Consider the following 18,331-nt stretch of genomic DNA (forward strand, 5'->3'; position numbering starts at 1 on the left):
GCAGGCCTTTATCTTGCCTGTATCCCGGCCTCACTGAAACAGTAGTGATTGGAATGCGATTAATAATGTGGGAGCGGGCTTGCTCGCGAATGCGGTGTATCAGTCACCTGCTCAGTCACTGAAGAACCGTATTCGCGAGCAAGCCCGCTCCCACATTTTGACCGAGTGTAGTCAGGGGGTTGGGGTTGAGCGGGCGACGATCGCTTCTACATCCACACCTCGCGGCAAGGTGCCATACACCCGACCGGACGACTCCCCCAAGCGGCTGACGATAAAGCCATCACTGACCGCCGCGTTCCCGACCTCCAGCAACAACTTGGCCTGCAACGCCACGGCAATGTCCTCGGTCAGTTGGCGGGCGCGGTACTGGATGTCCTGAGTGTCCATAAACGCCGACTTCAGCTGCTCGATATGCCGCGCCAGCTGCGTGTGGCCATGCCCGTCCCCGAGTTCGACAAACAGCGCCTCCAGCACGCCCGGCTCTTTCGACAGCGCCCGCAACACGTCCAGGCACTGCACATTGCCGGAACCTTCCCACGTTGAATTCACCGGCGCCTCACGGTACAAGCGCGGCAGGATGCTGTCCTCGACATACCCGGCGCCGCCCATGCACTCGGCCGCCTCGTTGATCATTGCTGGCGCGCGCTTGCAGATCCAATACTTGCCCACTGCCGTCACCAGCCGGGCAAATTTGGCTTCCTGCTCGTTATCCAGATGGTCCAGGGCCCGGCCCATGCGCATGCTCAATGCCAGCGACGCCTCGCTTTCCAGGGCCAGGTCAGCCAATACGTTTTGCATCAGCGGCTGCTCACTCAACACACGGCCACCTACCAAGCGGTGCGCGCAATGATGACTGGCCTGGGTCAACGCCTGACGCATCAGCGCGCTGGAGCCAACCATGCAGTCGAAGCGGGTCATGGCGACCATTTCGATAATGGTCGGCACGCCACGGCCCTCTTCGCCGATCATCCAGGCCAGCGCGCCCCGAAACTCCACTTCGCTGGAGGCGTTGGAGCAGTTGCCGAGTTTGTTTTTCAGGCGCTGGATGTAGAACTCGTTGCGGGTGTCATCCGGGCGGTGCCGGGGCAGCAGGAAACAGGTCAGCCCTTTGTCGGTCTGCGCCAGCGTGAGGAACGCATCACACATCGGCGCCGAGCAGAACCACTTGTGCCCCACCAGTTCATAGGCTTGCCCTGGGCCGCCCGCGCCCACTGGATACGCGCGGGTGGTGTTGGCGCGCACGTCGGTGCCACCTTGCTTCTCGGTCATGGCCATGCCGATGGTGGCCCCGGCCTTGTGGGCGATGCCGACATTGCGCGGGTCGTATTCGGTGCTGAGGATTTTCGGCAGCCAGGTCTGCGCCAGATCCGGTTGCAGGCGCAGGGCCGGTACGCAGGCGAAGGTCATGGTCAGCGGGCAGCCGGTGCCCGCTTCGGCCTGGCTGTGCAGGTAGGTCATGGCGGCGCGCGCCACATGGGCGCCGGGTTGTGGGTGCGCCCACGGCAGCGATGGCAGGCCATGCTCGACGGCGGTGCGCATCAGCTCGTGGTACGCCGGATGAAACGCCACGCAGTCGATGCGATGGCCATAGCGGTCATGGCTGTTGAACACCGGCTTGTTCTCGTTTGCCAGGAACCCGGCCGCCATCAACGGCCCGCCCGCCAGTGCGCCATACGCATCGATATGCGCATGGGCCCAGCCGGCGCCAAAGCGGCGCGACCACTCTTGCAGGGGCACGTCGATGCGGTACAGGTTGGTGCCGTCCAGGGACGGTGGCTGATTGGTGACGTCGTGGGTTTCGGCGAACTGATGCAGGTTCATGACGGGCCTCCTGAAAAAAGGCCACGTGCAGTTGAGGCCTGAATTTCAGTTAAGCACCGTCACCGGGCTTAAAAAAGTGGCATACGCGCCTAATGTCCGGCGCTTTCGCCCTCTAACGGGCACAGCAGCCGACGCTCCAGCACCGCCTGCAGCGCTTCAAAACGCACGGGCTTGGCCAGCCGGTCAGTGATGCCGATGCCATGGCAGCGCTCACGGTCCGTCCCATTCAGTGAGGTACTCAGGGCGATCACCGGCAGTTCGCCACACCCCGGCAGTGCACGAATCTGACAGCACAATGAGAACCCGCCTTCAGGCACATCCAGCAGCACCGCATCAAACGTTTCACTCTGCAACATCGCCAGCGCAGACGAACCGTTGTCCACGGTTTTCACCCGATAGCCCAGCTTGAGCAGCATGCCACGCACCGCCAGTTGGCCGACGCTGTTGTCGTCCACCAGCAGCACCGCGCACTCGTGGGGCGCGCGCTGCGTCAAGGTTTCCTGGGGCGTCGCTTTGGGCTCGGGCGGCACCGCGCTTACCGTCACCTCGAGTTGGAAACGGCTGCCCTTGCGCGGCTCGGAGTGATGGGTCAGGCGCCCACCGAGCAGCTCGATCAGCTGTCGGCAGATCGCCAGGCCGATGCCCAGGCCGCCGTATTCGCGGGTGGTCGAGCCGTCGAGTTGGAAGAAGCGCTGATACAGCGTGGCCTCATCGAGGAAAGCGAAGCCGATACCACTGTCGGTGACGATAAAGCTCAGGCGCAAGCTGCCATCGTTTTGTGGAACACCCACCACGCGCAAGCGCACCGCGCCTTCGTGGGTGAACTTGAACGCGTTGTCGAGCAGACAATCCAGGCACTGGATCAGTTTGTCGGCATCGCCGATCACGCGGTCCGGCAACTCGTCCGCCACGTCGATGGAAAATTCCAGGCCCTTGTTCTGCGCGCCGGTGCTGAACTGCTGACGCAAGGTGTCGAGCGCACCGCGCAGGCTGAACACCTGGGGCTGGGCAGTCAGGCGCCCGGCTTGCAGTTCAGTCAGGGTGAGGATGCCGTTGACCATGCGCATCATGTCCCGCGCCGAGCCGGCGGCGGTTTGCTGGTACTGCGCCAGGTCATCGTCCAGCGGCACGGTTTGCATCAGCTCAAGGGAGCCGATCACGCCATTCATCGGTGTGCGCAGTTCGTGGGTCAGGGTGGCGAGGAATTCGTCTTTCAGGCGATTGCTGCGCGCGAGTTGCTGGTTGAGCACTTCGAGTTTCTGGCTGGCGTCGAACAGGATTTGCGCCTGCTGCTCACGCATGCCATTGATGCGGTCCGCCAGGGCCAGTGAGAGCAGCGCCACTTCAATCGCAGAACCGAGCTGGCTGGCGTACATGGTGAGGAACATATTTGGCAGGTAGCCCAACACCATCATCGTGTTGACCACCCCGCCGAGCAGGAATGCCGACCAGGCGATGATGAAATACCGCGCCATGCGCTGGCCGCAATACCACGCCTTGATCGCGGCAACAAAGATGGTCACGGTAAACACCAGCGCCAGACCGGTGGCCAGGCGCAGGGCCACCGCATAGCTGGTCAGCAGCGCCAGCATCATCACCACCGCGCCGCAGGTCGCCAGCGCCAGCAAGATCCGGTCGAGCCAGCGGCTGTGCTGCGCGGTGTGCAGGAAGCTGCGCGCGAACAGGCTGCCGAACAGCGCCGCCGACCCGATCAGGAACGGCACCGCTGCATTCGACCACCACGGGTTGTTCGGCCAGAAGTACTCCACGGCCACGCCATTGACTGACAGTTGGTACAGGCCGAACGAGGCGATATACAGGATGTAATAGAGGTAGCTGGTGTCGCGCACGCTGAGGTAGATAAACAGGTTGTAGACCAGCATCCCCAGCAATACGCCGTAGATGGCGCCCAGCACATACAAGCGCAGCGGCTGTTCTTCCAGGTAGGCGGTGCCGGCCCAGAGCGTCAACGGCGCCTGGATCGAGCCTTCGCTTTGCAGGCGCAGGTACACGGTTTGCTGCTGGTCGGGCACAAAGTTGAGCTTGAACAGGTAATTGCTTTGACGCACTTCACGGCTGGAAAAAGGCAGTGCACTGCCGGTGCGGGTGGTCAGTCGGTAGCCGCCGGTGCCGTCGTTCTGGTACAGGTCCAGGCGGTTCAGCGGCGGGTACGCCAGCTCCAGGAACCAGGTACGCGGCGCGCGAGGGTCAGTGGCGGTGTAATGCAGATCGACCTTGAGCCAGAACACCGAGCGTGAATAACCGGCATTGAGGGTGGCTTGGTCGTGGGTCTTGAACTGGGCGGCGTAGGCGGGGGAACTGACTTGGGCGATGGTGAGGGCGTCGGTAGGGTCTTCGAGTACTTGCATGACCCGGCCCAGCGGCAGGCTTCGAGTGCTCTGATTGAACTCGACGGCGCCGGCGAGCATCGGCAGCCCGCACAATAATAAGATCAGCAAATAGCGCATAGAGCCCCAGCGTGGCCTGTCCGGTTATGTCAAAAGCCCCCATTCCTTTTGAGAAGACGTATGCCGGCGATACAGTAAGTTGTTTGGATCCACTCTAGCATAGCCGCTGGAGGCCATTAGACACCATTGAAATAATTTTTTGAAAGGCTCTAGCACGCGGCTTTCAAAGCATTTATGACCCAACACTCGATAATGGCTATCAGCCATAAATGCGCCTGGACAGCGGCAAAATTCAACCCTCGCCAGACAGCCACGCAAAAAGCGTTTGGTGGTAAGCTCGCGCACCATGAATATCTACAGCTCTCGCCCCGTTGTCCTCTGTCTCTCCGGCCATGACCCAAGTGGTGGCGCCGGCCTGCAGGCAGATATCGAAGCCCTGCTCGCCCAAGGCTGTCATGCGGCTCCCGCCGTCACCGCCCTGACCGTGCAGAACACCGTCAATGTCAGCGATTTCCGCGTGCTCGACCGCGAGTGGGTCCTGGCCCAGGCGAATGCCGTGCTCGGCGACTCCGAAGTGGCGGGGGTCAAGCTTGGCATGCTCGGGTCCACCGCGATGGTCGACACCGTGGTCGAACTGCTGCAGGCGCACCCGCACCTGCCGGTGGTGTGCGACCCGGTGCTGCGGGCCGGCGGCGGTGGCAGCCTGGGCAAGGACGAAGTCGGCTACGCGATGCGCGAGCGGCTGCTGCCGTTGTCGCTGATCGCCACGCCCAACTTGCCTGAAGCGCGCATCCTCGCCGAATTGCCTGAAGGCACCGCGGACGAATGCGCCGAGAAGCTGCTGCCGTTTATCAAGCACTTGCTGATCACCGGCGGCCACGGCGACGAGCATGAAGTGCACAATCGCCTGTACAGCCGCGACGGCACGCGCCAGACCTTTACCTGCCAGCGCCTGCCCGGCAGCTATCATGGTTCGGGCTGCACGCTGGCCAGCGCACTGGCCGGTCGCATCGCCCAGGGCGAAGGCCTGGTCAGCGCTGTGCAGTCGGCGCTCAACTACACTTGGCGCACCTTGCGTGACGCCGAACAACTCGGCCAGGGCCAGTTCGTGCCGCGCCGTTTGCCGCTGGATTTCTGCTCTTAAAGCACAAGAGGCCTGCCCGATGAAACTACGTGGCCTGTATGCCATTACCGACAGCCAACTGTTGGCCGGCAAATTTCTCGCCTACGTCGAAGCGGCATTGGACGGCGGCGTGACCCTGCTGCAGTACCGCGACAAAAGCAGCGATGAAGCCCGCCGCCTGCGAGAGGCGGAGAAACTGCGCGAGCTGTGCTCGCGCTACAAGACCCAGCTCATTATCAATGACGACGCCGAACTGGCCGCGCGCCTGGGCGTGGGCGTACACCTGGGCCAAACCGACGGCCCACTGACTCCGGCCCGAGCGTTGCTCGGTTCCAAAGCGATCATCGGCGCCACCTGCCACAGCCAGATCGAACTGGCCGAACAGGCCGCCAAAGAAGGCGCCAGCTACGTCGCCTTCGGCCGCTTCTTCAATTCCAACACCAAGCCCGGCGCACCCGCCGCCACCGTTGACATGCTGGCCCAGGCCCGCGCGCGCCTGCATCTGCCGATCTGCGTGATCGGCGGCGTCACCCTGGAAAACGCCGAACCGCTGGTGGCCCACGGTGCCGACCTGCTCGCCGTGGTGCACGGCCTGTTCGGTGCCGACAGCACCCAGGAAGTCACGCGCCGCGCGCGCGCATTCAACGATATTCTTAAAATTTCAGTTTAGAGAGCCCGACCATGTCCCGTTCCGAAACCCTGTTTGCCAATGCTCAGAAACACATTCCCGGCGGTGTGAACTCCCCCGTGCGTGCGTTCAAGAGCGTGGGCGGCACGCCGTTGTTCTTCAAGCATGCCGAAGGCGCCTACGTCACCGACGAAGATGACAAGCGCTACGTTGACTACGTGGGTTCCTGGGGCCCGATGATCCTCGGCCACAGCCACCCGGACGTGCTCGATGCGGTGCGCCAGCAGTTGCAACACGGCCTGTCCTACGGCGCCCCGACCGCCATGGAAACCGAGATGGCAGACTTGGTGTGTTCGATCGTGCCGTCGATGGAAATGGTGCGCATGGTCAGCTCAGGCACCGAGGCCACCATGAGCGCCATTCGCCTGGCCCGTGGTTTTACCGGCCGCGACAGCATCATCAAGTTCGAAGGCTGCTACCACGGCCACTCCGACAGCCTGCTGGTAAAAGCCGGTTCCGGCGCGCTGACCCAGGGCGTGCCGAGCTCGGCCGGTGTACCGGCGGCCTTCGCCAAGCACACCCTGACCTTGCCATTCAACGACATCGCCGCCGTCGAGCAGATGCTCAGCGAAGTGGGCCAAGAGGTGGCGTGCATCATCGTCGAGCCGGTCGCCGGCAACATGAACTGCGTGCCGCCGGCGCCTGGTTTCCTTGAAGGCCTGCGCGAGCAGTGCGACAAGCACGGCGTAGTGCTGATTTTCGACGAAGTCATGACCGGTTTCCGTGTCGCCCTCGGCGGCGCCCAGGCTTACTACGGCGTCACGCCCGACCTGAGCACCTTCGGCAAGATCATCGGCGGCGGCATGCCGGTGGGTTGCTTCGGCGGCAAGCGCGACATCATGCAGCACATCGCGCCACTGGGCCCGGTGTACCAGGCGGGCACCTTGTCGGGTAACCCATTGGCCATGGCGGCCGGCCTGACCACCTTGCGCCTGATCAGCCGCCCGGGCTTTCACGCCGAGCTGACCGACTACACCACGCGCCTGCTCGATGGCCTGCAACAGCGCGCCGATGCGGCCGGCATCCCGTTCGTCACCACGCAAGCCGGTGGCATGTTCGGCCTGTACTTCAGCGGTGCCGACGATATCGTCACCTTCGATGACGTGATGGGCAGCGATGCCGACCTGTTCAAGCGCTTCTTCCACTTGATGCTGGAGGGCGGCGTTTACCTGGCACCGAGCGCCTTCGAAGCGGGCTTCACCTCGATCGCCCATGGCGACGCAGAGTTGAAATTGACCCTGGATGCTGCCGAGCGCGCCTTCGCGGCCCTGAAATAAGAGGCCTATCAAGCTGACGTTGCCTTGGGTGACGTCAGAATTTGCTACTTTGCTTACAGCGCTTTCCTGCATTTTTCGAGAAATCACCTGCAATCCGGCAGATAACTTGCCCACGCAGCAGAAAAACGAGTAAAGACTTTGTAAGCAGAGGCCTGCTTATTTCATAATGCGCGCTTATTGGACCCGCGAGGGTCCGCGCGCCCCGTCAGAGGTAAGTCGATTCCCATGAAACGCACCGGCCGCACCCTGGTTCTGGGCTGCCTGTTGCTCCTTCAGCCGCTGCTGGCACATGCACAAGCAGGCGGCAACTCGTTGTTAATCCCAGCGATGGGTCGTTGCACCCTCAATACCCAGCCAGACAGCCAGGCCGAAGCCCTGAGCGCGTGCCAGAAACAGGCCGACGGCGGGGATGCGCAGGCGCAATACGAGTTGGGCGAGTACTACCACGACGACAAAAACCCCGCCCGCGACCTCAACAAGGCCTTGAGCTACTTCGAGAAAGCGTCGTTGCAGGGCCATGCCCAGTCGCAATTCGAACTGGGAAAAATGTTTTTCCATGGCGAAGGCGTGCCGGCCAATAACGTCCAGGCCTATATCGTGCTGAAAATGGCCGCGGTCAACGGCGCTGAAGACGCGCTGGACACCGCCGACGAAGTCGCCGAGCACATGCAGCGTGATGAGTTGGAAGTGGCGACCCAGGTGCTGGGCCAGATCTTCCGCAATTACTTGCAGGAATTGCAGAGTGCCGATGGGCGCTCGCCCTTCTCGCCCCTTCCCTGATTTCAGCTAAACCCTTCTACCGCTATTGCAGACAAGCCAGCTTCCACACTTGAACGCGCTCCAAGATTGGAATGCAATCGAATGTGGGAGCTGGCTTGCCTGCGATGGGCACACCTCGATCTAACGCGCTACTTCTCAGGCATCGGCATCGGAAACGGCATGACATTGCTGGTGCCACGCGCTTCGCTGATCTTTGGCGTGCCCAGGCGCTCGACTTCGTCGATGCGCACAATCGAATGCATCGGTACAAAGCTGCGTACCACGCCTTCAAACTGCGCCTTCAGCTTTTCCTCGCCCGGATCGACGACCAACTGGGTGCGCTCGCCAAAGACGAACTCTTCCACTTCCAGGAAGCCCCACAGATCACTTTGATAGATCTGCTTGGCGTACATTTCGAACACCTGGCCCTGGTTAAGGAAAATCACCTTATAGATTGGAGCTTCACGTTTGGTCATGGTGGGCGAATAACACATCGGGGATATAAAAGAGGGCGCGAACTATAGCATGGCACCCGATGCACAACGCTAGGAACCAATGGACATGCCCCCTATAATGCGCGGTTCTTTACCACCAGTTGACGATTCCCATGGCCAAGAAGCTTTACATCGAAACCCACGGTTGCCAGATGAACGAGTACGACAGCTCGCGCATGGTCGATCTGCTGGGCGAACATCAGGCCCTGGAAGTCACCGCCCGCGCCGAAGATGCTGACGTCATCCTGCTCAATACCTGCTCGATTCGTGAGCGCGCCCAGGACCGTGTGTACTCCCAGCTGGGCCGCTGGCGCGAGTTGAAACTGGCCAACCCGGACATGGTGATTGCCGTTGGCGGCTGCGTGGCCAGCCAGGAAGGCGCCGCGATCCGCGACCGCGCGCCCTATGTTGACGTGGTCTTCGGCCCGCAGACCCTGCACCGCCTGCCGGAAATGATCGACGCCGCGCGTATCACCAAGCTGCCGCAGGTGGACGTGTCGTTCCCGGAAATCGAAAAATTCGATCACTTGCCCGAGCCGCGCATCGACGGCCCAAGCGCTTATGTGTCGGTGATGGAAGGTTGCAGCAAGTACTGCACGTTCTGCGTGGTGCCCTACACCCGTGGTGAAGAAGTCAGCCGGCCGTTTGACGACGTGCTGGCGGAAATTATCCACCTGGCCGAAAACGGTGTGCGCGAAGTGACCCTGCTGGGCCAAAACGTCAACGGTTATCGCGGCCTGACCCATGACGGCCGCCTGGCCGACCTGGCAGAGTTGATCCGCGTGGTGGCCGCCGTCGATGGCATCGAGCGCATTCGCTACACCACCTCGCACCCGCTGGAGTTCTCCGACAGCCTGATCCAGGCCCATGCCGAAGTGCCGGAGTTGGTCAAACACCTGCACTTGCCGGTGCAATCGGGTTCGGACCGCATTCTGTCGGCGATGAAGCGCAACCACACGGCCCTGGAATACAAATCCAAGCTGCGCAAACTGCGCGCGGCGGTGCCGGGTATCTGCATCAGCTCGGACTTTATCGTCGGTTTCCCCGGGGAGACCGAGAAAGATTTCGAGCAGACCATGAAGCTGATCGAAGACGTCGGTTTCGACTTCTCCTACTCGTTCGTCTACAGCCAGCGACCGGGCACCCCGGCTGCCGACCTGGCGGATGAAACCCCGGAAGCGCTGAAAAAAGAGCGCTTGAACGCGCTGCAGCACCGTCTGAACCAGCAAGGTTTCGAAATCAGCCGACAAATGGTCGGCTCGATCCAGCGCATCCTGGTCACCGACTATTCGAAAAAAGACCCGGGCGAGCTGCAAGGCCGTACCGAGAACAACCGCATCGTCAACTTCCGCTGCGACAACCCGACCCTGATCGGCCAGTTTGCGGATGTGCACATTGATGCGGCGCAACCGCACTCGTTGCGCGGGTCGTTGGTTAACTGATCGCTCTGACCTGATGTAGATCAAAATGTGGGAGCTGGCCTGCCTGCGATAGCGGTGAGTCAGCCGATACAACTGGCGCTGATACACCGCTATCGCAGGCAAGCCAGCTCCCACAGTGGATCTTCAGGGTTCTTGAGATCCAAACCAGCCCATTTAAGTGCTTTCGCACGTAGGCCACTGGCGTTATCCTCTCTTTCACCTCAACAGCCAAAGGGCGGCTAAAAGCGACCTTGAACGCACCCATAGAACCCCATCGTTTTCTTCTCGAGCCTTTTGAGGCTCGCCGTTTCGCCAACCTGTGCGGACAGTTCGACGAGCACTTGCGCCTGATCGAACAACGCCTGAGCATCGAGATCCGCAACCGCGGCAATCAGTTCGAGCTTATTGGTGAACCCCAGCACACCACGTCTGCAGAAAACCTGCTCCGCCGCCTCTACCGCGAAACCAAGGGTAGTGAGCTGTCGCCGGAGACCGTGCACCTGTACCTGCAGGAATCTGCCGTGGAAGATTTGGCCAACAACCCGGTGGCCGAAGCCAGCGTGGCCCTGCGCACCAAAAAAGGCATGATTCGCCCGCGCGGCTTGAATCAGCAGCGCTACGTCAAAGAAATCCTCGGTAACGACATCAATTTCGGCATCGGCCCCGCCGGTACCGGCAAGACCTACCTGGCCGTGGCCTGTGCGGTGGACGCCTTGGAGCGCGAGCAAGTGCGCCGCATCCTGCTGGTGCGCCCGGCGGTCGAGGCCGGCGAAAAGCTTGGCTTCCTGCCCGGCGACCTGGCCCAGAAGATCGACCCGTACCTGCGCCCGCTCTATGACGCGCTGTACGAGATGCTCGGCTTTGAATACGTGGCCAAACTGATCGAGCGCCAGGTGATCGAGATCGCCCCGCTGGCCTACATGCGTGGCCGTACGCTGAACAACAGCTTCATCATCCTCGACGAAAGCCAGAACACCACCGTCGAACAGATGAAGATGTTCCTGACCCGTATCGGTTTCGGCTCAACCGCCGTGATCACCGGTGACGTGACCCAGGTCGACCTGCCCAAGGGCACCAAGTCGGGCCTGGCCCAAGTCATCGAAGTGCTCAAGGACGTGCCGGGCATCAGCTTTACGCATTTCATGCCCAAAGACGTGGTGCGTCACCCGCTGGTGCAGCGCATCGTCGAAGCCTACGAGCGCTTCGACCACAAGGACGACGCACCCGCCAAGGACGTTCGCCGCGATGCTTGAGCTTGACCTGCAGCTGGCCACCGACGCGCCCGCCCCCAGCGAAGAACAGTTCCGTCAATGGTGCACGCTGGCCCTGCGCCAGCGCACCGCCGACTCGGAGCTGACCATCCGCCTGGTGGACGAGCCCGAAGGCCGCGAACTGAATCGCACGTGGCGCCAAAAGGATTACGCGACCAACGTGCTGTCCTTCCCAGCCGACGTGCCGGATGAGTTACTGGATATTCCGCTGCTGGGCGACCTGGTGATCTGTGTCGAGGTGGTGGAACGCGAAGCCAAGGAGCAAGGCAAGGAACTTGAGGCCCATTGGGCCCATCTAGTGATCCACGGCTGCTTGCATCTCTTGGGTTACGACCATATAGACGATGACGAAGCGCTGGAGATGGAAACACTGGAACAAACGTTGCTTGCTGAATTGGGTCACCGCGACCCTTATGCAGACGACGAAATCGAAACTACACCTCACTGAAACAACAAAGGATTTAGAGTAATCGCTATGAGCGAAGACCGATCGAGCAACGGGCAGAAGTCATGGCTGGGTAAATTGACCCAGGCTTTTGCCCACGAGCCGAAAAACCGCCAGGAGCTGCTTGAGCTGCTGCGCGAGGCCCATCAGAACAAGTTGCTGGACAGCGAAGCGCTGGCCATCGTCGAAGGCGCCATCCAGGTGGCTGACCTGCAAGTCCGGGACATCATGGTCCCGCGTTCGCAGATGATCAGCATCAAGGCGACCCAGACCCCTCGGGAATTCCTCCCGGCCGTGATCGACTCGGCGCACTCGCGCTACCCGGTGATCGGTGAAAGCCATGACGACGTCATGGGTGTCCTGCTGGCCAAGGACCTGCTGCCGTTGATCCTCAAGGAGAACGGCGACAACTTCAACATCAAGGACCTGCTGCGTCCGGCCACCTTCGTGCCTGAATCCAAGCGCCTGAATGTGCTGTTGCGTGAATTTCGCGCCAACCACAATCACATGGCCATCGTGATCGACGAATACGGCGGCGTGGCGGGTCTGGTGACCATCGAAGACGTGCTGGAACAGATCGTTGGCGACATCGAAGACGAGCACGACGTCGAAGAAGACAGCTACATCAAGCCGCTGCCCAGCGGTGATTTCCTGGTCAAGGCGCTCACGCCGATCGAGAACTTCAACGAGTTCTTCGACAGCGAATTCTCCGACGACGAGTTCGACACCGTCGGCGGCCTGGTGATGAGCGCGTTCGGGCATCTGCCCAAGCGTAACGAGACCACCGAGATCGGCGCCTATCGCTTCCGCATCCTGAATGCCGACAGCCGCCGCATCCATTTGATTCGCCTGACACCTATTGCCCGCTAAGGATTGATATGCGCCGTCTGACCCGCCCCGGCTGGCCCGGTAACTTGCTGGCCGTGGTGGCCGGCGCCATCACCACCCTGGCGCTGGCGCCGTTCGATCTGTGGCCATTTGCACTGGTGGCGGTCGGGTTGTTCTATATCGGCCTGCGCGAGCTGACGCCACGTCAGGCCCTGGGCCGTGGCTGGTGTTTCGGCTTCGGCCTGTTTGGCGCTGGCACCAGCTGGATCTACTACAGCATTCACCATTTCGGCGGCGCTTCGGTGCTGCTGGCTGGCTTTTTGATGCTGCTGTTCACCGCCGCCATCGCCTGGTTTTTCGCCCTGCCCGCCTGGCTGTGGGCGCGCTGGCTGCGCCGTAATGAGGCACCGGTGGCCGACGCGCTGACGTTTGCTGCGTTGTGGGTCGGCCAGGAGGCGTTTCGCGGCTGGTTCCTCACCGGTTTCCCCTGGCTCTACTCTGGCTACAGTCAACTCGACGGCCCACTTACCGGCCTCGCGCCGCTGGGCGGGATGTGGCTGATTTCCTTCGCGCTGGCACTGACCGCTGCGGTGCTGTGCAACCTGCCACGCCTGCTGGCGAGCAAGCGCAACGGGTTCATCGGCGCAGGCCTGGTTCTGCTGGTTGCGCCCTGGGCCATCGGCCTGGCGCTCAAGCACCACGCCTGGACCACGCCCTCGGGCGCACCCCTGACGGTGGCAGCGATCCAGGGCAACGTCGAACAAAGCATGAAGTGGGACCCTGAGCAGCTCAATGCGCAGTTGGCGCTGTACCGCGACATGAGCTTCAGCTCCAAGCGTGTCGACCTGCTGGTGTGGCCGGAAACCGCCGTGCCGGTGCTCAAGGATTCCGTCGAAGGCTATCTGGGCATGATGGGCAAGTTTGCTGCAGACCGGCACACGGCGCTGATCACCGGCGTGCCGATCCGCCAGGAAGTGCACCACCAGAGGCGTTTCTTCAATGGCATCACCGTGGTCGGCGAAGGCGAAGGCACTTACCTTAAGCAGAAACTGGTGCCCTTTGGCGAATACGTGCCGCTGCAAGACATGCTGCGCGGGCTGATTGCGTTCTTCGACCTGCCCATGTCGGACTTCGCTCGCGGCCCGTCTGACCAGGCGATGCTGCAGGCCAAGGGCTATCAGATTGCGCCCTTCATTTGCTATGAAGTGGTGTACCCGGAATTTGCTGCCGGCCTGTCGGCCCAGAGCGATCTGTTGCTGACCATCAGTAATGACACCTGGTTTGGCCGCTCCATCGGCCCGCTGCAACACCTGCAAATGGCGCAGATGCGCGCATTGGAGGCTGGGCGCTGGATGATTCGGGCGACCAACAACGGCGTTACCGGCCTGATCAACCCGTTCGGGCAGATCACCGCGCAGATCCCGCAGTTCGAGCGCGGGATTCTGTACGGCGAAGTGGTGCCGATGCACAACCTCACGCCGTACCTGCAATGGCGCTCATGGCCGTTGATCATCGTGTGCCTGGGGCTGTTTGGCTGGGCGTTGCTGGCGGGGCGGATGTCCAAGACGGTCTGACAGACAAACCCAAAATCAAAGTGGGAGCTGGCTTGTGTGGGAGCGGGCTTGCTCGCGAATAGGGTGCATCAGCTAACGAACATGCTTACTGACACACCGCTTTCGCGAGCAAGCCCGCTCCCACATAGGCCCACCACACCGTTGATTTACGGGGTTATCGATAAAACACCCGATACCCCACCTGCCCCACCACCTCATTGATCAACTGCCCGCTGCGCCACACCGACACAAACTCGGGCATCCAGCCGCCGAGCGGCCGGGCATTGTCCACGCCCAAAAACCCCACCGGCGCCGGCACCACAGTGAAGCCGGCCTTCTCAAAACTCCACACCGCGCGCGGCATGTGCCAGGCCTGAGTCACCACCACTACGCGCTTGATGCCTTGGGGCAGCAGAATCTCGGCACTCATCTGCGCGTTTTCCCAGGTAGTACGGCCGCGTTCTTCCTTCCAGCGCACCGTCACGCCGAAGTCATCCTGCATCGACACGGCCATCAACTCCGCTTCACTGGGCGGCGTGCCGTAGTGCAAGCCGCCGCTGGTCAATACCGGCAACCCGGAGGCCTTGGCCAGTCGCGCGGCATACCGCTGGCGCTCAAGGCCGATGCCGGTGGGCTGATCACTGCCCCAGGCCGGATCACCGCGTTCGCGCCCGGAGCCCAGCACCACAATGGCATCGGCGCGCTGCGCCAGCGTTGCCCACGCGTCACGCGCCAACGGTGGCTCGGTTTCCAGCGCATGCGCCCCCCATTGCACCATCACCGGCAGGCTGATCAGCCACATCCCGCCCAACCCCACCACAAAGCAAAACCCGGCCAGGCGCGGACGGCTTTTACGAAACCACCAGGCAAACACCAGCAGCAGCAAAAAAATGCCGGGCGGCAACAGCAATTGTTTAATGAAATAACGAAAAGGCATCGGGCATCTCCAAAGATGCCCGAAGCCTAGATGCAACGGGATTTAGCGACAATCTTTACCCACACATTTCGAGAAGGTCACTGGATAACGCGATGTTTCACCGAACGGCCCGAAGCTTTTCGGGGCCGCGACCGGCCGCCACATCCTTCAACCAGATTACCTTGGCCGAACGTGATGGCGCCTGGGCTGGCGGGGAAGCCGGCCCTTGAGAGGCACGTTGGTGATTCAATTCCAGGTAAACCTTGATCAATTCAAGCTCAGCCTGGCTCAAGCCTCGCAACTCCAATTCCAGAGGCCGTTCATCACGCAATCGGCCTGCGGTCCTGGCGGCATCCAATGCCCGACCCAAACGGTCGATCAGTCCTTGGTACAACTGCGGTTTCGTTAAAGTTCGCTGCGATTCAACCATCCCCTCACCTCATTGAAGATAAGACTCACTCCCCAATAAACAGCGTAGTCCCCGTGGCTGCGCCTGCCCGGCGCCGCGACAGACGGCCCTGCCTGCGCAATCAGGGTTTCCCTCGATAGAGTGGGGTCATGTATGCTACGGCGCTTCCTGTAACTCCACTTCCCGCAGGGTTTGGGCACGGACGCGCCGCTTTTTGGTGTCGATCAACCTGAACGTTGCACCGAAGAGGATTAGGCCACCCCTATTCAGTTCAAAAGTAGCCATGCACGAACAATATCAGCCCCGTGAAATAGAAAATGCCGCCCAAACCTTCTGGGACGAGCAAAAGTCCTTTGAAGTCAGTGAACAGCCAGGCAAGGAGACTTACTACTGCCTATCGATGTTCCCTTACCCCAGCGGCAAGCTACACATGGGGCACGTGCGTAACTACACCATTGGCGACGTGATTTCGCGCTACCAGCGCATGCTCGGCAAGAACGTTCTGCAACCCATGGGTTGGGACGCCTTCGGCATGCCGGCGGAAAACGCCGCGATGAAAAACAACGTGGCGCCCGCCAAGTGGACCTACGAAAACATCGCCTACATGAAGACCCAGCTGCGCAGCCTGGGCCTGGCGGTGGACTGGTCGCGCGAGGTGACCACCTGCAAGCCCGATTACTACCGTTGGGAACAATGGCTGTTCACCCGCCTGTTCGAAAAAGGTGTGATCTACAAGAAAAGCGGCACCGTGAACTGGGACCCGGTCGACCAGACCGTACTGGCCAACGAGCAGGTCATCGACGGTCGCGGCTGGCGCTCCGGCGCGCTGATCGAAAAGCGCGAAATCCCGATGTACTACTTCAAGATCACCGCCTACGCGGATGAACTCTTGTCGAGCCTCGACGACCTGCCGGGCTGGCCTGAACAGGTCAAGACCATGCAGCGCAACTGGATCGGCAAGTCCAAGGGCATGGAAGTGCAGTTCCCGTACAACGTCGATTCCATTGGCGTTGCCGGCGCACTGAAAGTCTTCACCACCCGCCCAGACACCCTGATGGGCGCGACCTACGTCGCCGTGGCCGCTGAACACCCGCTGGCCACCCAGGCTGCACAGAACAACCCAGAGCTGCAGGCTTTCATCGCCGAATGCAAAGGCGGCAGCGTGGCCGAGGCCGACGTCGCCACCCAGGAGAAAAAAGGCCTGCCAACCGGCCTGTTCGTCGAGCACCCGCTGACCGGTGAAAAACTGCCAGTGTGGGTCGCCAACTACGTGCTGATGCACTACGGCGATGGCGCAGTAATGGCCGTGCCGGCTCACGACGAGCGCGATTTCGAATTCGCCACCCAGTACGACCTGCCGATCAAATCGGTCGTGCGTACCAGCTCGGGTGATACCAACCCGGCTCCGTGGCAAGACGCCTACGGCGAGCACGGCGAACTGATCAACTCCGGCGAGTTCGACGGCCTGGATTTCCAGGGTGCCTTCGACGCCATTGAAGTGGCACTGATCAAGAAAAACCTCGGAGCCTCGCGCACCCAGTTCCGCCTGCGCGACTGGGGCATCAGCCGCCAGCGCTACTGGGGCTGCCCGATTCCGATCATCCACTGCCAAACCTGCGGTGACGTGCCGGTGCCGGAAGACCAGTTGCCGGTGGTACTGCCCGAAGACGTAGTGCCCGATGGCGCCGGTTCGCCGTTGGCGCGCATGCCCGAGTTCTACGAGTGCGCCTGCCCGAAATGCGGTGCACCGGCCAAGCGTGAAACCGACACCATGGACACCTTCGTCGAGTCCTCGTGGTACTACGCTCGCTACGCCTCGCCGCACTATGAAGGCGGCCTGGTGGAAAAATCCGCGGCCGACCACTGGTTGCCGGTGGATCAGTATATCGGCGGCATCGAACACGCCATTCTTCACCTGCTGTACGCGCGGTTCTTCCACAAGCTGATGCGCGACGAAGGCCTGGTCAGCTCCGACGAGCCGTTCAAGAACCTGCTGACCCAAGGCATGGTGATCGCCGAGACTTACTATCGCCGCGAAGCCAATGGCGCCTACACCTGGTTCAACCCGGCGGACGTAGAGCTTGAGCGTGACAGCAAAGCCAAGGTGATCAGCGCCAAGCTGAAATCCGACGGCCTGCCGGTGGAAATCGGTGGCACCGAGAAGATGGCCAAGTCCAAGAACAACGGCGTCGACCCACAGTCGATGATCGATCAGTTCGGCGCCGACACCTGCCGCCTGTTCATGATGTTCGCCTCGCCGCCCGACATGAGCGCCGAATGGTCCGACTCCGGCGTCGAAGGCTCGCACCGTTTCCTCAAGCGCGTCTGGCGCCTGGCGCATGCCCATGTCAGCCAGGGCCTGCCGGGCAAGCTGGACGTGGCGTCGTTGAGCGATGAACAGAAAGCCATTCGCCGCAGCACTCACCTGGCCATTCGCCAGGCCAGCCAGGACGTGGGCCAGAACCACAAATTCAACACCGCCATCGCTCAGGTGATGACGCTGATGAACGTGCTGGAAAAAGCACCGCAGGCGACCGAACAAGACCGCGCGCTGGTCCAGGAAGGCCTGGAAACGGTCGTCCTGTTGCTGGCTCCGATCACGCCGCACATCAGCCACGACCTGTGGAGCCGCTTGGGCCACAGTGGCGCGGTGATCGACGCCGGTTGGCCGGTACAGGATGACAGCGCACTGGTGCAGGACACGCTGCAGCTGGTGATCCAGGTCAACGGCAAACTGCGTGGCCAGATTGATATGCCAGCCAGTGCCAGCCGTGAAGACGTCGAGGCGGCTGCACGGGTCAACGAGAACGTGCTGCGCTTTACCGAAGGCCTGACGATCCGCAAAGTGATCGTAGTGCCTGGCAAACTGGTCAACATCGTCGCCAGCTAATCGGATCGGGCGCAGGGCTTGGGCCCTG

15 protein-coding genes are annotated in these 18,331 nt (G+C 61.5%); 10 read left to right on the top strand and 5 right to left on the bottom strand.

Annotated features, from left to right (window positions below; all coding sequences use genetic code 11):
• Positions 1-171: 171 nt before the first annotated feature.
• A complete protein-coding gene (locus ABWL43_RS25400; RefSeq protein WP_404485158.1) occupies positions 172-1,821 on the bottom strand; it encodes an acyl-CoA dehydrogenase family protein in 1,650 nt (549 codons plus the stop codon).
• A gap of 89 nt (positions 1,822-1,910) precedes the next feature.
• Positions 1,911-4,289 carry a 7TM diverse intracellular signaling domain-containing protein gene (locus ABWL43_RS25405; RefSeq protein WP_404485161.1) on the bottom strand — a complete coding sequence of 793 codons (2,379 nt, stop codon included), beginning with the start codon at positions 4,287-4,289 and terminating at the stop codon, positions 1,911-1,913.
• Between the two features lie 286 nt (positions 4,290-4,575).
• Here ABWL43_RS25405 and ABWL43_RS25410 point away from each other — a divergent pair, with 286 nt between their 5' ends.
• The 4 genes from ABWL43_RS25410 (at position 4,576) to ABWL43_RS25425 (ending at position 8,097) form a co-directional block, all read left to right on the top strand.
• Positions 4,576-5,373, top strand: coding sequence for a hydroxymethylpyrimidine/phosphomethylpyrimidine kinase (locus ABWL43_RS25410; RefSeq protein ID WP_404485164.1), 798 nt, complete (start codon positions 4,576-4,578; stop codon positions 5,371-5,373).
• 19 nt (positions 5,374-5,392) lie between these two features.
• On the top strand, positions 5,393-6,022 hold the full coding sequence (gene thiE / locus ABWL43_RS25415) for a thiamine phosphate synthase (RefSeq protein WP_404485167.1): 630 nt from the start codon (positions 5,393-5,395) through the stop codon (positions 6,020-6,022).
• An 11-nt stretch (positions 6,023-6,033) separates the two neighbouring features.
• Positions 6,034-7,317, top strand: coding sequence for a glutamate-1-semialdehyde 2,1-aminomutase (gene hemL, locus ABWL43_RS25420; RefSeq protein ID WP_106579359.1), 1,284 nt, complete (start codon positions 6,034-6,036; stop codon positions 7,315-7,317).
• A 225-nt stretch (positions 7,318-7,542) separates the two neighbouring features.
• Positions 7,543-8,097: a tetratricopeptide repeat protein gene (locus ABWL43_RS25425; RefSeq protein ID WP_145162432.1), complete on the top strand. Its 555-nt coding sequence runs from the start codon at positions 7,543-7,545 to the stop codon at positions 8,095-8,097.
• Positions 8,098-8,225: 128 nt separating this feature from the next.
• On the opposite strand, the gene ABWL43_RS25430 is transcribed toward ABWL43_RS25425, so the two are convergent.
• Positions 8,226-8,552: a DUF1820 family protein gene (locus ABWL43_RS25430; protein ID WP_003194436.1), complete on the bottom strand. Its 327-nt coding sequence runs from the start codon at positions 8,550-8,552 to the stop codon at positions 8,226-8,228.
• Positions 8,553-8,683: 131 nt separating this feature from the next.
• On the opposite strand from ABWL43_RS25430, the gene miaB reads away from it, so the two are divergent.
• The 5 genes from miaB to lnt all read left to right on the top strand — a co-directional run bounded on the left by miaB (position 8,684) and on the right by lnt (position 14,109).
• The gene (miaB, locus tag ABWL43_RS25435; protein WP_404485172.1) at positions 8,684-10,012 is read left to right on the top strand and encodes a tRNA (N6-isopentenyl adenosine(37)-C2)-methylthiotransferase MiaB; all 1,329 of its coding nucleotides are present in this window, start codon (positions 8,684-8,686) and stop codon (positions 10,010-10,012) included.
• 230 nt (positions 10,013-10,242) lie between these two features.
• Positions 10,243-11,244: a PhoH family protein gene (locus ABWL43_RS25440; protein ID WP_145162438.1), complete on the top strand. Its 1,002-nt coding sequence runs from the start codon at positions 10,243-10,245 to the stop codon at positions 11,242-11,244.
• Entirely contained in the window at positions 11,237-11,710 is a 474-nt protein-coding gene (ybeY, locus tag ABWL43_RS25445; protein ID WP_404485175.1) for an rRNA maturation RNase YbeY, read from the top strand. Before ABWL43_RS25440 ends, ybeY begins: the two co-directional genes overlap by 8 nt.
• Before the next feature lie 27 nt (positions 11,711-11,737).
• A complete protein-coding gene (locus ABWL43_RS25450) occupies positions 11,738-12,577 on the top strand; it encodes an HlyC/CorC family transporter (RefSeq protein WP_015373027.1) in 840 nt (279 codons plus the stop codon).
• Positions 12,578-12,585: 8 nt separating this feature from the next.
• Entirely contained in the window at positions 12,586-14,109 is a 1,524-nt protein-coding gene (lnt, locus tag ABWL43_RS25455) for an apolipoprotein N-acyltransferase (protein ID WP_404485179.1), read from the top strand.
• A gap of 154 nt (positions 14,110-14,263) precedes the next feature.
• Here the strand turns inward: lnt and ABWL43_RS25460 are convergent, their stop codons facing one another.
• Together ABWL43_RS25460 and ABWL43_RS25465 are read right to left on the bottom strand one after the other, a co-directional pair.
• The gene (locus tag ABWL43_RS25460) at positions 14,264-15,025 is read right to left on the bottom strand and encodes a YdcF family protein (protein ID WP_404485181.1); all 762 of its coding nucleotides are present in this window, start codon (positions 15,023-15,025) and stop codon (positions 14,264-14,266) included.
• A 97-nt stretch (positions 15,026-15,122) separates the two neighbouring features.
• Entirely contained in the window at positions 15,123-15,434 is a 312-nt protein-coding gene (locus ABWL43_RS25465) for a hypothetical protein (RefSeq protein WP_145162454.1), read from the bottom strand.
• A 262-nt stretch (positions 15,435-15,696) separates the two neighbouring features.
• Between ABWL43_RS25465 and leuS the strand changes: the two genes are divergently transcribed.
• Positions 15,697-18,303 (top strand): leucine--tRNA ligase, encoded by a 2,607-nt coding sequence (gene leuS, locus ABWL43_RS25470; protein WP_145162457.1) that lies wholly within the window; start codon positions 15,697-15,699, stop codon positions 18,301-18,303.
• Positions 18,304-18,331: the final 28 nt, after the last annotated feature.

Origin of the sequence: Pseudomonas sp. HT11, assembly GCF_044875395.1 — a bacterium.
Lineage (GTDB): Bacteria > Pseudomonadota > Gammaproteobacteria > Pseudomonadales > Pseudomonadaceae > Aquipseudomonas.

What these genes read in the sequence shown, in the direction of transcription:
- ABWL43_RS25400 (WP_404485158.1), bottom strand. Translation starts at nt 1,821, where the DNA reads ATGAACCTGCATCAGTTCGCCGAAACCCACGACGTCACCAATCAGCCA.
- ABWL43_RS25405 (WP_404485161.1), bottom strand. Translation starts at nt 4,289, where the DNA reads ATGCGCTATTTGCTGATCTTATTATTGTGCGGGCTGCCGATGCTCGCC.
- ABWL43_RS25410 (WP_404485164.1), top strand. Translation starts at nt 4,576, where the DNA reads ATGAATATCTACAGCTCTCGCCCCGTTGTCCTCTGTCTCTCCGGCCAT.
- thiE (WP_404485167.1), top strand. Translation starts at nt 5,393, where the DNA reads ATGAAACTACGTGGCCTGTATGCCATTACCGACAGCCAACTGTTGGCC.
- hemL (WP_106579359.1), top strand. Translation starts at nt 6,034, where the DNA reads ATGTCCCGTTCCGAAACCCTGTTTGCCAATGCTCAGAAACACATTCCC.
- ABWL43_RS25425 (WP_145162432.1), top strand. Translation starts at nt 7,543, where the DNA reads ATGAAACGCACCGGCCGCACCCTGGTTCTGGGCTGCCTGTTGCTCCTT.
- ABWL43_RS25430 (WP_003194436.1), bottom strand. Translation starts at nt 8,552, where the DNA reads ATGACCAAACGTGAAGCTCCAATCTATAAGGTGATTTTCCTTAACCAG.
- miaB (WP_404485172.1), top strand. Translation starts at nt 8,684, where the DNA reads ATGGCCAAGAAGCTTTACATCGAAACCCACGGTTGCCAGATGAACGAG.
- ybeY (WP_404485175.1), top strand. Translation starts at nt 11,237, where the DNA reads ATGCTTGAGCTTGACCTGCAGCTGGCCACCGACGCGCCCGCCCCCAGC.
- ABWL43_RS25450 (WP_015373027.1), top strand. Translation starts at nt 11,738, where the DNA reads ATGAGCGAAGACCGATCGAGCAACGGGCAGAAGTCATGGCTGGGTAAA.
- lnt (WP_404485179.1), top strand. Translation starts at nt 12,586, where the DNA reads ATGCGCCGTCTGACCCGCCCCGGCTGGCCCGGTAACTTGCTGGCCGTG.
- ABWL43_RS25460 (WP_404485181.1), bottom strand. Translation starts at nt 15,025, where the DNA reads ATGCCTTTTCGTTATTTCATTAAACAATTGCTGTTGCCGCCCGGCATT.
- ABWL43_RS25465 (WP_145162454.1), bottom strand. Translation starts at nt 15,434, where the DNA reads ATGGTTGAATCGCAGCGAACTTTAACGAAACCGCAGTTGTACCAAGGA.
- leuS (WP_145162457.1), top strand. Translation starts at nt 15,697, where the DNA reads ATGCACGAACAATATCAGCCCCGTGAAATAGAAAATGCCGCCCAAACC.